Below are 12,502 nucleotides of genomic sequence, written 5' to 3'. Positions count from 1 at the left end.
CGGCGGGGGTGGGCCGGGTGGGAGTTGGCGCTGTCGAGATCTGGGTGCTGTCGAGATCTGGGCGCTGTCGAGATCTACGCGTTTTCGAGGTCTGCCAGCAACGCCGCTTCGATGCCCTGGGCCAGTTCCGCGACGGTGGGGCAGTAGAAGAGCAGGGTGAGCGGCAGTTCGAAGTCGAGTGCCCGGCAGAGCCGGGACATGACCTTCGAGGCGAGCAGCGAGTGTCCGCCCAGGACGAAGAAGTCGTCGTGCACGCTGCTCGGGGCGACGTCGAGGACCTCGGACCAGACCTCCAGGACGAGCAGTTCCGTCTCGGTGGGAGGTGCGTCGTCCGGCGTGCCCCGCCCGGCCTCCGGCGGCACCACGGGAGCGGCCGGGATCGCGCGCGGGGCGAGCTGCGGCCCCCAGGCCGAGATCGGCTGCTCGGGGCTGGTGACGAGCCGGTCGAGCAGTTCCCGGTAGTCCTCGGCGAAGCGTTCCACGGTGCTGCGCTCGAAGAGATCCGCGGCGTAGCGGACCACGCCGGTGAAGCGGTCGCCCCGGTCCGTCAGGGAGACCTCGACGTCGAACTTCACCAGGTCGTACGGCATGTGGTGGGCGCTCGCCTCCAGCTCCGGCAGCCCGGACGGGAGGGCGGGCTCCGCCTCCACCTGGAACATGACCGTGAAGAGAGGGTGCCGACCGAGATCGCGTTCGGGGTGCAGCTCCTCCACCAGGCGCTCGAAGGGCACGTCCTGGTGGGAGTAGGCGTCCATCGCGCACCGGCGCGCCCGGTCGAGCGCCTCGGTGAAGGTGGGATCTCCCGTCAGGTCCGTTCGCAGGACCAGGGTGTTGACGAAGAACCCGATCAACGGTTCCACCTCGATGCGGGTCCGTCCGGAGATCGGCGTTCCCACCGGCAGGTCCGGCTCGCCCGAGTGGTGCGCGAGCAGCACCTGGAAGGCGGCCAGCAGGGTGATGAACGGCGTCACCTCATGGGCGAGCCCCAGCGCCCGGATGCGAGGGGTGAGCTCTGCGGGGAACTCCACCTCGATCTGGTCCCCGCGCCCCGACCACAGTGCGGGACGCGGGTGGTCGGTCGGGAACGACGACGGGTTCTTATGGCCCAGCCGCTCCCGCCAGTGGGCGAGCTGCTCGCGCAGTGCCGTACCGGTGAGGTGCTGGTGCTGCCAGTCGGCGAAATCCGCGTACTGGACGGGGAGTTCCGGCAGGTCGGACGGTCTGCCGCAGACCGCGGCCCGGTAGACGGCGGAGAACTCCTGCCACAGCACCGAAAGCGACCAGCCGTCGGCGGCGATGTGGTGGAACACGAGCACCAGCAGGTGATCGTCGGCGGCGGTACGGATCAGCCGGGCGCGCAGCAACGGCGCGGTACCGAGGTCGAACGGGGTGCCCGCGTCCTCGACCGCCAACGCGTGAGCCCGCTCCTCGGCCTGTGCCCAGGGGAGGGCGGCGAGGTCGTTCAGGGCCGGTACGAACGTGTCGACCGGCTCCGTGACCTGGTACGGGGTGTCGTCGATGACGACGATCCTGCTGCGTAACACCTCGTGCCTTCGCACCACTTCGGTCAGCGCCAGGACCAGCGCCCCTTGGTCCAGCGGGCCCCGCAGGCGGACCGCGACCGGCACGTTGTGGTCGGCCCGGCCCGGCCGGAGCCGGTCGAGGAACCACAGCCGCTGCTGCGCGAAGGACAACTTCGCCGGAGTTTCCACGCACCGTTCGGAGGAAGGCATGACGGATTCACCTTTCACGGCGTTCGGGAAGTCTGTGGAGAACGGGAAGGCCCCGCTGATTCGCTTCACCGCGAACCGCATCAAGGACGCTAGTCGACGTTCACCCGGCTCGGCAAGATCGTTGGGGTGGTCCGACGTCAAGAAATCTTTTCGTTGCGTCCGGATGGGTTCGATGGATAACATCACGTCGTCGAACGCCAACATGTTGATCCGGGTCACGAGGTAAATTAACGCCCGGGTTGACATCGGAAAGTCCGAGCGTTTGCACTGGTCATACCTGCTCTCATGGAGAGTGAATGCCGTGCGTGGCCGAGGGTATGGTCTCAACTCGAAGATTACCGGGCAGTATTGCGTTGCAATTTTCTGCCGCCCCGAAGGTGATTATTGGCGTCCTTTCATGTAAGGGTGCCATTCGAGTTGAACGCCTTAAGGAATTCTTATTTCGGGCACACGGGAACACCGGCACACGGGTGCGCAGACACGCAAGCGTGCAGGCATGCAGGAACGTGCAGGAGCTTCGGAGAAGTCATGATGCGACACCAGAACTTAGTGAGTTCCTTCGTCTCCCACGTCATCAACCACCCCGGCGATCCGGCGCTGGTCTGGCACGGGGAAGAGACGACCTACGCCGAACTCCACGAGCTGGCGGACCGGGAGCGCACCCGGCTCACCCGGCTCGACCCCGGTGGGGACGAGCCGATCGGCATCCTGGCGGCCAAGTCGCCCGCGGTGATCTCACTGGTGCTCGCCTGTCTGGTGGAAGGGCGCCGTTTTCTCCTGCTGTCACCCTTGTTGACGAGAAGATCACTGGATCGGTTGTTCGCGCAGGCAGGTTGCTTGCACGTGGTGTCGCCGGAGAGCCCGGCGAGTCGCGAGAGCCCCGGCACTCCATCGGCCAGGTCCGCCGCTCCGCCGGAGCCGCGCCGGGCCGAACCGGACGACGTGTCCTTCATGCTCACCACCTCCGGGTCCACCGGGGAGCCGAAGATCGTGCCGCTGAGCACCGGCGCGGTGGACCGCTTCACCGACTGGGCGGGCGAGCACTTCGGCATCCGCCGGGGAACGACCGTGCTCAACTACGCCCCGCTCAACTTCGACCTGTGCCTGCTGGACGTCTGGACCACGCTCAAGAACGGCGGCCGGGTGGTCCTGGTCGACCCGGCGCAGGCCACCGACGCCCGGCATCTCCTGGACCTCATGACCCGCCACGAGGTCCAGGTCGTCCAAGCGGTACCGATGTTCTACCAACTGCTGGCGGACGAGGCCGCGCGACGCGGCCAGCGGCTCGACACGGTCGAGCACGCCGTGTTCACCGGCGACAGCATGCCCACCCGCTGCCTCGCCCGACTTCCCGAACTGTTCGGCACGGCACGGCTCTCCAACATCTACGGCTGCACCGAGACCAACGACAGCTTCCTCCACGAGGTCGACCGCAGCGAGCCAATGGACACGCCGGTCCCCATCGGCAACCCGCTGCCCGGCGTGCACGCCGTGATCGTCGACGCCGACGGCGAGATCCTGACCGGGCCCGGAACCGGCGAACTCCATGTCGCGACCCCCTTCCAGACCGACGGCTACCTCGCCCGGGAACAGGACGTCGACCAGGCCGCTCAAGCCGAGGGGGAGGACAAGTTCGCCACCCATCTCCACGGTCACCACGAGCGGCGCTACTTCCGCAGCGGCGACCTGGTGCGCCGCGACCGGGACGGCCGGATCACCCTGGAAGGCCGCAACGACCACCAGGTCAAGGTCCGTGGCGTACGGATCAACACCCATGAGGTCGAGCAGACGCTGCTGAAGCACCCGGACGTCGTGGAGGCGGCAGTAATGGCGGTGCCCGACCCCGTGGCCGGTCACCTCCTGCACGGCGTCGTCCGACGCACCCCCGCCAGCGGGCTCAACAGCCTGCGGCTCCGCGGACACTGCGCCGGGCTGCTGCCCACCACCGCCATTCCCTCGACCGTGGTGATCGTGGACGACCCCTTGCCGAGGACCTCCACCGGCAAGATCGCCCACGCGCTCGTCGCGGAGGCACACCCCCCTCACGTACGAACGAAGGAACACTGACATGCAGCACGACACGGTGGTCAAGCAGTTCATCATCGAGGAGTTCCTGCCGGACGTCGACATCACCGAACTGGCCTCCGACTACGACCTGATGGCCGGAGGGGTCATCGACAGCCTCGGCCTGCTCAAGACGATGGCCTGGCTGGAGGACAGTTTCGACCTGCGGGCCGAGGAGATCGACCTCGTCCCCGAGAACTTCCGCACCGTCCGTGAGATCTGCACGCTGATCGAGCAGACCGAGCGGCAGCAGGCGGAGGCCAAGTAGCCATGCACGACGTGCCCTTGGCGCTGCTCACCCGGGACCGCCCCATCGAGCAGCAGGCGTGGCGGTCCTTCTGGGACCGGCTGCACGAAGGCGGTCTCCAGCGGGGTGAGACGGTGGCGCTGCTGGCCTCGCTCGCCACCCGTATGCCCGACCAGGACACACTGAGCGCGTTCCTGCGCTCACTGGACGAACGCCGCCCGCAGCCCGTCGGACTGCCGGACGGCACGGTCAACATCGTCGGCACCGGCGGCGGCCCCAGCACCTTCAACATCTCCACCGCCGCCGCACTCGTCGCCGCCGCCATGGGGGTCCGCGTAGCCAAGACGGGCTCTCGCGCCTATACGAGCACCTGCGGATCGCAGGACCTGCTGGAACTGCTCGGCATCCCCCTGACCACCTCCTACGAACAGACCGGTGCCATGCTGGAACGGCACGGCATCGCCTTCCCCGGACACTTCGTCTACCCCCGCGAGCTGATGCTGCTGGCGAAGAGCATTCTGCCGCTGGAACTGCGCACCCTCGGGCGGTTCGTCAACGCGGTCGGGCCGTTCCTGGCGGCGATGCCGGTCTCCTGCCGACTCGTCGGCGTCGCGGACCCTTCGCTGCTGCCGACCCTGCGGTACGTCGCGGACAGCACGCCCGACCGCAGGACCTGGCTCTGCAGCAACGCCCAAGGCATCGACGAGCTGGTCAGCTCCGTCGACAACGTCATCCACAGCAACGACGGCACCGGCCCCGAGCTGCTGCGCGCCGATGCCTCCGGCCCGTACTCGATCACTGATCTCCGTCCGGCCGGGCGCAAGGAAGAGGTGGTCGCGCACTTCCTCGACGTGCTGTCCGGCAAGGGAGGGCCGCTTGCCACCCGTACGGTCTGCCTGAACGCCGCCGCGCTGGCCGTCGCGAGCGGACTCGTCGAGGACTGGACCGATGCGAGAGCGGCAGCCGACGACGCCCTGCGCAGCGGCCGCGCACTCGACCTCGTCAACCGGCTGCGGACACAGCCCGGGCGTACGACTGCGGGCGGGGCGGGCCTGCGGTGAGCGAGTTCTTCGCGCGGCGAGCACCCGACCGGCCGGGCCTGGCCCTGTTCCTCAACGCCGGGGATCCGCCACTGCCCGTACTGGCCGACATCATGCGGATGCTCGACGACTGCCGGGTGGACTGCCTGGAGCTGGCCGTGCCCTTTCCCGACTCGGTCACGGACGGGGAGGTCAACCGGCGTTCCGCGCAACGGGCGTTGGGGCAGGGCGTCGGGCTCGACGAAGTGCTCGACTTCCTCGCCGCGATCCGGCCCGGTCTCCGCCACCTGAGGGTGGCGCTGCTGGCCGACTGGAGCCACACGGTCAAACCCCTGCCGCTGGCGGACTTCACCGCCCGGGTCGCAGCCTCGGGCGCCGACGGACTGCTCGTCCACGGTCTGCCCCCACGGCTGCGTACCGGCTGCCGGGACGCGGCCCGGGACGCGGGGCTGCCCCTGGTGACCACCTGCTACCCGAGTTCGGCCGAGGAGGTGAAGGCCGAGGCCGCCGAGCACGCGACCGCGTATCTGTATCTGGTCGCCCACTACGGCCGCAGCGGCGGCACACCCTCCGTCGACCGTCGCCAACTGGCCGACACCATAGCGATGTTGCGCAGGAGATCGACGGCGCCCATCGCCGTCGGATTCGGCATCCGGTCCAGGACCGACATCGCCGCGGTGCACGCCCTCGGCGCGGACGCCGCGATCGTGGGCAGCGCCGGAGTCGCCCGCATCGAGGAAGCACTCGCCCAACAGGCCGACGTGGTCGATGAGTTCCACACCTTCGTCACCACCCTTCTTCCCCCTTCCCCTACCCGGTCAGGAGTTTCACCCCATGATTGTCCGACGTCTTGACGAGGTGGCGGCCGTGGACTGGGGCAACGGCCTCAGCCGCAGATTTCTGGTCGAAGCCGATGGCATGGGCTATTCGATGACCGACACCACGGTGCGAGCGGGCACCACGTCCCCGCTGGAGTACCGACGCCACCTGGAGGCGTGCTACTGCATCAGCGGCACGGGCGAGGTGGTCGATGCTGACGGTACGTCACACACGATCGAGCCCGGCACGCTCTACGCACTCGACCAGCACGACGCCCACTTCCTCATCGCGGGACCGGACGAAGACCTCCGACTGGTCTGCGTCTTCACGCCCGCGCTGCACGGAAGCGAGCGGCACAGCCTGGACTCCTCCGAATTCTCCCACTACTGAGGGGTGCTGACGCATGATCAGATGGGACGCCGACCAGGAAGCCCTGCGCCAGGGCATCGGCCGCTGGCACCAGGCGCTCAGCTCCGGCCACACGGAGCGGGACGCCGCAGGCGTCTTCCCGTACGAGCAGTGGAAGCTGATCCAGGAGTCCGGCATCCTCGGTCTGCCCTTCGACGAACAGTGGGGCGGGCTCGGCCAGTCCCTGCTCACCACCATGTACGTACTGGAGGAACTCGGCGCCGGATGCCGTGACGGCGGACTGAACTTCTCCGTCTCCACCCACATGGTGAGCGTCGGCGTACCCGTCCAGCGCTTCGGATCGGACGCGCTCAAGCAGCGCTATCTGCCCGGAATCTGCTCCGGGGAGACGATCGGGGCGCATGCGATCACCGAGACCGAGAGTGGCTCCGACGCGCTGGCCATGCGGACGACGGCGACGCGCGAAGGTGAGACCTTCGTGCTGCGGGGGAGCAAGTGCTTCGTCAGCAACGGACCGGTGGCCGACGTGTTCGTCGTGTACGCCCGCACCCACCCGGACGGCGGCCCGCTGGGCATCAGCGCCTTCGTCGTGGAACGGGACACCCCGGGGCTCTCGGTCGGAGCTCCCGTCAGCAAGATGGGGCTGCGCACCTCACCACTGGGCGAAGTGCACTTCGACGACTGCCGACTTCCCGCGTCCTCCCTCATCGGGCGCGTCGGCTCCGGGTTCCTCGTCCTGGACCACGTGATGAAGTGGGAGATCCTCTGCTCCTTCATCATCAACACCGGCCAGATGCGCCACCGGCTCGACCGCGTGGTCGCATACGCGCGCACGCGCTCCCAGTTCGGGAAGCCGATCGGTGCGAACCAGTCGATCGCCCACCGGATCGTGGACATGAGGACCAGTCTGGAGACCGCCCGGAGGTGGCTCTACGACACGGCGGAGCGCCTGACGGCCGGCGAGAACGTCACGATGGACGTCGCCACCGGCAAACTGCTCACGAGTGAGAGCAACATCGCCTCCGCGCAGGCCGCGGTGCAGATCTTCGGAGGCCAGGGGTACCTCACCGAGTGCGGACTGGAGAAGGACCTGCGGGACGCGACGGCGGGCACCATCTACTCGGGCACCTCGGAGATCCAGCGCAATCGCATCGCGTCGATGCTGGGGCTGTGACGCCGATGCTGGTCAAGATCTGCGGCGCCACCTCCCTCGGGGACATCGAGCTGCTCGCCTCGGCGGGAGCCGACCTCGTCGGCCTGTGGCACGGCGTTCCCGGTGGCCGCGCGGACCTGCCTCCGCAGGAACTGGCGGCACTGGCCGAGGCCGCACACCGCACCCAACGCCTCCGTCCCGTCCTCGTCACCTTCCTGAACGACACCGAAGCACTGCGCACCGCCCTGACCGCCACCCGGGTCGACTGGATCCAACTGCACGGCTACCAGACACCCGGCACGGTCCGCGCGCTGAAGAGAGCGGGGGACCGCACCGTGATCAAGGTCGTGCACGTCGCGCACCGCGGCGCACAACGCGCGGGCGCCTGTCCCGAACTGCCCCTGATCCCGTCGTACGAGCGGGCGGGAACGGATCTCTTCCTGGTGGACGCCACGGCCGAGGACGGCCGCATCGGCAGCACGGGACACCAGGTGGACGGCTGCGCCGTGCTGGAGGTCGTGGAGCGGATGTCGCGCCCCTTCCTGCTCGCGGGCGGCATCTCGGCAGACAGCCGACCGGACTACCGGGCCGTGCTGGAGCACCCCCTGTTCCGGGGGATCGACGTGGACACGGCAGCAAGGGACCCCGACAGCGGACGGTTGCGGGCCGAGCGGGTCACGGCGCTGGTCCGGGGCTGGCGAGCGGGCGCCGAGAGCTCGGGGGCGGAGTCATGACGGCCGCCTTCACCGAGGCGCTGCTGGGTGCCCGCCGACCGGTGATCATGGAGCTCAAACGGCAGGACGCAGCGGGCCGCGACCTCTTCGGCGGCCGGTCCGTCGAGGACGTGGTCACCGCCTACGAGGACGCAGGCGCACCCTGCCTCTCCGTGGTGACCGGCCGCTGGTTCGGCGGCACCCGAGCCCTGCTGCACCAGGTCGCACGGTCCACCGAACTCCCGCTGCTCCAGAAGGACTTCATCACCCACCGAAGCCAGGTGGAGCAGTCCAGGGAAGACGGTGCGTCCGCCGTCCTGCTCACCGCCGCGCTCCTGCCGAAATCCACCCTCGGCAGCCTCATCGAGCACGCCGTGCAGCTCGGCCTGACCCCTTTCGTCGAGGTGACGACGGAGGCGGAGACGCTCCGTGTGCCGAGGGCGCGGGACTGTGTGATCGCGGTCAACAACAAGGACATCACGACCCGCGAACGCGGCCCGGCGCATCTCGGACGGAGCACGGATCTCCTGCCGTCGCTGCGGCGCACCGGCACCCCGTGCCCGGTCAGCGCCAGCGGCATCGAGCACCCGGACGGCGCGGCCCGGCTGCTGCGGGAGGGCTTCGCCGGAGTGCTCGTCGGCACGGGGCTCCTGCGCGCCGAAAGCCTCTCCCGCTGGATCGACGACTTCGACCGCGAACACCAAGATCTGCCCCGACCACTCGAACGACCGCAAAAATCCCAATGACCGCAACAGCCGCAACAACCTCACCAACCGGAGGACAGCACATGAGCAACACAGCAGCAGAGCAGTGGAAGGTCGTCGTCAACGACGAGGAGCAGTACTCGATCTGGAACGCCGACCGCGACACTCCGGCAGGCTGGCACGAGGTCGGCGTGCAGGGCGCGAAGGACGAGTGCCTCGCACACATCGAGAGCGTATGGACCGACATGCGCCCGCGGAGCCTCCGACTGCGTACCGCTGCCGAATCCGATGCCCAGTGAACAGGACACTCTCCCCACCGGCCCCGGCCGACCCGCCCCGGCCCCTGCTCTCCACCACCCTGCGCATGGAGCCGGACGACGCCCGGGCATGGGTCGTCGTCGACCGCACGGTCGACGGGCTGGCCATGGGCGGGACCAGGATGACCACGACGGTGACCGAGCGGGAACTGGCCCACCTCGCCAGGGCCATGACCCACAAACTGGCGTTGGTCGGCCTGCCCATCGGGGGTGCCAAGGCCGGTATAGCGCCCGCGCCCGGAGTGCCCGTCCAACGGCCCGAGGTCATGCGGGCGTTCGGCCGCGCGGCAGCCCCCCTCCTGCACGGCGGCATCTACCTCGGATGCGACCAGGGCACCACCTATGCGGACCGCCGGACAGCGTTCGAAGCCGCCGGGTACGACGTCGCCCACCGGCCCGGCGCGACCCGGCTCACCGTCGGCTGGGACGAACTGTGGACCCACATGGCCGACATCACCGGGTTCGGCGTGGCCGTCGCGGTGCTCGGAGCCCTGCGCGCCGCCGGTACGCGGACCCCGCAGCGCATCGCGATCCAGGGATACGGCACGGTCGGCCGCGCGGTGGCCCGCCACCTGTCCGACCACGGGCACCGGGTGGTGGCCGTGGCCGACGTACGGGGCACGATCGAGGACCAGAACGGGCTGCCCGTCACCGAACTCACCGCGCTCACCAGCAGCGACGGCACCATCGACCGCACACGGCTGCCCGCGACGGCCCGGGTGCACAGGTCCGCGCAGGCATGGCTGCACGTCGACGCCGACGTCCTCGTACTCGCGGCATCCGCGGCGGCGGTCCGCGAGGACACCGTGTCCCAGGTCCGGGCCGGGACGGTGGTCGAGGGCGGGAACATGAGCTGTACGGAACCGGCCCGTCGGCTGCTGCGCGAGTCCGGCCACACCGTCCTGCCGGACGTGGTCGTGAACGTGGGCGGCGCGGCGGCAACCGGCTGCGTCCTCGCCGGACTCGCCCCGTCCGACCTGCCCCTGCCACGACTGTCCGCATGGCTGCGCGCCTGGATCTCCGCCAGGATCACCAGGAACTGCGAGCTCGTCCAGGAACTGCACACCTCGGGCAGCACGGAACCGGTCGCACAACTGCTCACCGCGAAAGGGCTGCACCAAAACCCCGCCCCATAACGGCCGAACCGTTCTCACCCGACCTTCAGCACCCCGGCCCAGCCCGTGTCCGATGGCCCAGTGGTCGACGCGGTGCGGCTGCTGGACGAGTCCTTGCGCAGCGGCGAGAGCGCCCGGCCCCGGTGGCGGTGGGGCGCTGGGGCAACCCAGGCCGTTCGGCGTGCGTCCTTTCGTCTGAGCGGGATGGGTTTCCCGCCTGCCGCATACCAACGGGGACATCTGATGAGTGACAAGGCCCGCAGCCTCTTCGAGGCCCTCGATCTGAACGGCGACGGGCTGCTGACCCGTGAAGAGGTGATCGTTGCCCTGCGGACGAGGGGACCGTCGCTGGCCGCAGCAGGTGTCATCCCGTCCTGGGGGGTGCAGGACGCCGACGCGTCCTCCGCTCTGTTCGATGCCGCCGACCAGGACGGCGACGCAGCACTCACCTTCGAGGAGTTCACCGCAGTCGTGGACCGCCGGTTCGGCTGGAGCTGACCGCCGGGAAGCCGAGCGGGCCCGGTGCCAGGACTACGGGAATGCGTCCTCCGACGCATGGTGGCGGCAGGTCGAAGCCCCCGACTGGTATCGCCAGCTCTCACACCGTGTCATGCGGAAGCCTCCAGCGTGGGGCGGTTGGCGGTCAGGAACTCGCCGCCCGCGAAGAGCAGCGGTTGCTCGGCCGGGAGCAGGCTGAGGGCCAGGACCTCGCCCACGACGATCGAGTGGTCCCCGGCCGGGTGGACGTCGCGCACGGCGCAGTCGAACCAGCCGGATCCGTCGAGGAGGACCGGGTTGCCGGTGGCCGGGCCCGGTGCCCAGGGGTCGTCGGCGAAGTCGGCGGCGCCGCCGGGCCGGGCCGGGTCGGCGAACCGGCGGGCGGTGGCTTGCTGGCCCGCGCCGAGGACGGTCACCGCGAAGGTGCCCGAGGCGAGCAGGTGTTCACGGATGCGGGCCCGCTCGCCGACGCAGACCAGGACCAGCCTCGGTTCGAGGGACACGGTGGTGAAGGAGTTGGCGGTCATCCCGAACGGGCCGCTGTCCATCCGGGTGGTCACCACGGTGATGCCCGTGGTGAAGCGTCCGGCCACGCGCCGGAAGAGCTGGGCGTCGCTGTCGGCTTCGGTCATCGACGTGGGCAAGACAACCCCTTGGAAGTGGTGAAGTGGTGAAGTGGCGGGCGGACGGAGTGGCGGTCGGCCGTCAGCGGGTCAGGACCTGTCCGTCCCCCGGCCGGTGGCTGCGCGAGCGGCGCAGGTCGGCGGCGACGAAGGTGCGTTGCAGCCAGCGGTCGCGGCCGTCGTAGCGCGGTACGAACGCGGACCGCCCGTGGACCGTCACCCGGTTGTCGACGACGGCCAGGTCGCCCGGCGCGAGCCGCACCGCGCGGTACGACTCCTGGAACAGGTCCGACAGTTCGGCCAGGGCCGTCGCCGCCCGCGCGTCCAGCGGCCTCGTCGCGGCTTCGTCTATCCGCAGCACCGGGTCCTCGTCGCCGTGCGCGAGCACCGCGTGCGGCCGCCGGTCCCCGTCCGTCGCGAAGGACGGAGGCGGCGAGGTCTCGAAGTGGGGGCCGCGCAGCACGGCCAGGGACGACTCGCCGAGGCGGGGCAGCACCTGCCGGGAGGAGCACAGACGCAGTTCGGCCTCTCGCTCGTGGTCCGCCCGCAGGCACAGCAGCAGGACGTGGTCGGGGCGGTGCTCGTGGAAGGCGTTCTCCACGTGGAAGGTCAGCCGGGTCGATCCCGCGTTGCCCTGGAAGTCCTCCAGGCCGGGCACCGGCACCACGTCCTGCACGAGCGCGCCGGACTTCTCCGGGCGGTAGGAGACGGGATCGCCGAGCCCGTGCGCGACGAGCATCAGCACGGCCGCGGGCAGGGTGGCGGTGCGCTGGACCGAGCCCGGCACGGTCGGGGTGTCCGGCACGGTGCCGGGGTCGATCGGCAGGCCGCGCAGCAGCAGCGCGCCCGAAGTGCCGGAGTCACGTCGGTACTCGGTGAGGGCACGCCGCAGCGAGGCCGGTGCGTCGGCCCAGGCGTGCCGTACGGCGCCGACCCACTGCGGCGTGTCGATCCGGCCGTCGGCCACGGTCAGCAGGGTGTGCGCTAGCGCTTCGAGCTGGGAGCGGGCGGGCGCGTCCAGCACCACTTCGCTGCTCGGGGGTGGGGCGCTGTGGGGCAGTCGGGCAGCGGTCATCGGGGTCATCGGGGTCATCAGGGGGTTCCTTT

The 12,502-nt window shown here is 69.8% G+C and carries 14 protein-coding genes; 11 read left to right on the top strand and 3 right to left on the bottom strand.

The window, feature by feature from the left end:
- Positions 1–74: 74 nt before the first annotated feature.
- On the bottom strand, positions 75–1,733 hold the full coding sequence (locus tag OG897_RS14835) for a condensation domain-containing protein (protein WP_266656957.1): 1,659 nt from the start codon (positions 1,731–1,733) through the stop codon (positions 75–77).
- Between the two features lie 528 nt (positions 1,734–2,261).
- Between OG897_RS14835 and OG897_RS14830 the strand changes: the two genes are divergently transcribed.
- From OG897_RS14830 to OG897_RS14780, 11 genes are all read left to right on the top strand, one after another.
- On the top strand, positions 2,262–3,800 hold the full coding sequence (locus OG897_RS14830) for an AMP-binding protein (RefSeq protein WP_266656955.1): 1,539 nt from the start codon (positions 2,262–2,264) through the stop codon (positions 3,798–3,800).
- A 1-nt stretch (position 3,801) separates the two neighbouring features.
- Positions 3,802–4,065 (top strand): acyl carrier protein, encoded by a 264-nt coding sequence (locus OG897_RS14825; protein WP_266656953.1) that lies wholly within the window; start codon positions 3,802–3,804, stop codon positions 4,063–4,065.
- Positions 4,066–4,067: 2 nt separating this feature from the next.
- A complete protein-coding gene (locus tag OG897_RS14820) occupies positions 4,068–5,105 on the top strand; it encodes an anthranilate phosphoribosyltransferase (RefSeq protein WP_266656951.1) in 1,038 nt (345 codons plus the stop codon).
- Positions 5,102–5,938 carry a tryptophan synthase subunit alpha gene (trpA, locus tag OG897_RS14815; protein WP_266656949.1) on the top strand — a complete coding sequence of 279 codons (837 nt, stop codon included), beginning with the start codon at positions 5,102–5,104 and terminating at the stop codon, positions 5,936–5,938. Before OG897_RS14820 ends, trpA begins: the two co-directional genes overlap by 4 nt.
- Positions 5,919–6,293 carry an ectoine synthase gene (locus OG897_RS14810; protein ID WP_266656947.1) on the top strand — a complete coding sequence of 125 codons (375 nt, stop codon included), beginning with the start codon at positions 5,919–5,921 and terminating at the stop codon, positions 6,291–6,293. The genes trpA and OG897_RS14810 overlap by 20 nt, the downstream gene beginning before the upstream one ends.
- 13 nt (positions 6,294–6,306) lie before the next feature.
- Positions 6,307–7,446 carry an acyl-CoA dehydrogenase family protein gene (locus OG897_RS14805; protein ID WP_266656945.1) on the top strand — a complete coding sequence of 380 codons (1,140 nt, stop codon included), beginning with the start codon at positions 6,307–6,309 and terminating at the stop codon, positions 7,444–7,446.
- Positions 7,447–7,451: 5 nt separating this feature from the next.
- Entirely contained in the window at positions 7,452–8,159 is a 708-nt protein-coding gene (locus tag OG897_RS14800) for an N-(5'-phosphoribosyl)anthranilate isomerase (protein ID WP_266660185.1), read from the top strand.
- Positions 8,156–8,884, top strand: coding sequence for an indole-3-glycerol-phosphate synthase (locus OG897_RS14795; RefSeq protein ID WP_266656943.1), 729 nt, complete (start codon positions 8,156–8,158; stop codon positions 8,882–8,884). The genes OG897_RS14800 and OG897_RS14795 overlap by 4 nt, the downstream gene beginning before the upstream one ends.
- A gap of 41 nt (positions 8,885–8,925) precedes the next feature.
- Positions 8,926–9,141: an MbtH family NRPS accessory protein gene (locus tag OG897_RS14790; RefSeq protein WP_266656941.1), complete on the top strand. Its 216-nt coding sequence runs from the start codon at positions 8,926–8,928 to the stop codon at positions 9,139–9,141.
- Positions 9,138–10,295 (top strand): Glu/Leu/Phe/Val dehydrogenase dimerization domain-containing protein, encoded by a 1,158-nt coding sequence (locus OG897_RS14785; protein ID WP_266656939.1) that lies wholly within the window; start codon positions 9,138–9,140, stop codon positions 10,293–10,295. Before OG897_RS14790 ends, OG897_RS14785 begins: the two co-directional genes overlap by 4 nt.
- Before the next feature lie 222 nt (positions 10,296–10,517).
- Positions 10,518–10,772 carry an EF-hand domain-containing protein gene (locus OG897_RS14780; RefSeq protein ID WP_266656937.1) on the top strand — a complete coding sequence of 85 codons (255 nt, stop codon included), beginning with the start codon at positions 10,518–10,520 and terminating at the stop codon, positions 10,770–10,772.
- A 110-nt stretch (positions 10,773–10,882) separates the two neighbouring features.
- Here the strand turns inward: OG897_RS14780 and OG897_RS14775 are convergent, their stop codons facing one another.
- Together OG897_RS14775 and OG897_RS14770 are read right to left on the bottom strand one after the other, a co-directional pair.
- Positions 10,883–11,416: a flavin reductase family protein gene (locus OG897_RS14775; protein ID WP_266656935.1), complete on the bottom strand. Its 534-nt coding sequence runs from the start codon at positions 11,414–11,416 to the stop codon at positions 10,883–10,885.
- Between the two features lie 61 nt (positions 11,417–11,477).
- Positions 11,478–12,488, bottom strand: coding sequence for a TauD/TfdA family dioxygenase (locus tag OG897_RS14770; RefSeq protein WP_266656934.1), 1,011 nt, complete (start codon positions 12,486–12,488; stop codon positions 11,478–11,480).
- Between the last annotated feature and the right edge of the window lie 14 nt (positions 12,489–12,502).

Source organism: Streptomyces sp. NBC_00237 (assembly GCF_026342435.1).
GTDB lineage: Bacteria > Actinomycetota > Actinomycetes > Streptomycetales > Streptomycetaceae > Streptomyces.
Note: the sequence above shows the minus strand (reverse complement) of the source record. Positions and strands in the feature narration are given on the sequence as shown.

Excerpts from the sequence above, each read along its gene's own strand:
- OG897_RS14835 (WP_266656957.1), bottom strand. The coding sequence starts at position 1,733 with ATGCCTTCCTCCGAACGGTGCGTGGAAACTCCGGCGAAGTTGTCCTTC.
- OG897_RS14790 (WP_266656941.1), top strand. The coding sequence starts at position 8,926 with ATGAGCAACACAGCAGCAGAGCAGTGGAAGGTCGTCGTCAACGACGAG.
- OG897_RS14770 (WP_266656934.1), bottom strand. The coding sequence starts at position 12,488 with ATGACCCCGATGACCCCGATGACCGCTGCCCGACTGCCCCACAGCGCC.
- OG897_RS14780 (WP_266656937.1), top strand. The coding sequence starts at position 10,518 with ATGAGTGACAAGGCCCGCAGCCTCTTCGAGGCCCTCGATCTGAACGGC.
- OG897_RS14810 (WP_266656947.1), top strand. The coding sequence starts at position 5,919 with ATGATTGTCCGACGTCTTGACGAGGTGGCGGCCGTGGACTGGGGCAAC.
- OG897_RS14800 (WP_266660185.1), top strand. The coding sequence starts at position 7,452 with ATGCTGGTCAAGATCTGCGGCGCCACCTCCCTCGGGGACATCGAGCTG.
- OG897_RS14830 (WP_266656955.1), top strand. The coding sequence starts at position 2,262 with ATGATGCGACACCAGAACTTAGTGAGTTCCTTCGTCTCCCACGTCATC.
- OG897_RS14825 (WP_266656953.1), top strand. The coding sequence starts at position 3,802 with ATGCAGCACGACACGGTGGTCAAGCAGTTCATCATCGAGGAGTTCCTG.
- OG897_RS14805 (WP_266656945.1), top strand. The coding sequence starts at position 6,307 with ATGATCAGATGGGACGCCGACCAGGAAGCCCTGCGCCAGGGCATCGGC.
- OG897_RS14795 (WP_266656943.1), top strand. The coding sequence starts at position 8,156 with ATGACGGCCGCCTTCACCGAGGCGCTGCTGGGTGCCCGCCGACCGGTG.
- OG897_RS14820 (WP_266656951.1), top strand. The coding sequence starts at position 4,068 with ATGCACGACGTGCCCTTGGCGCTGCTCACCCGGGACCGCCCCATCGAG.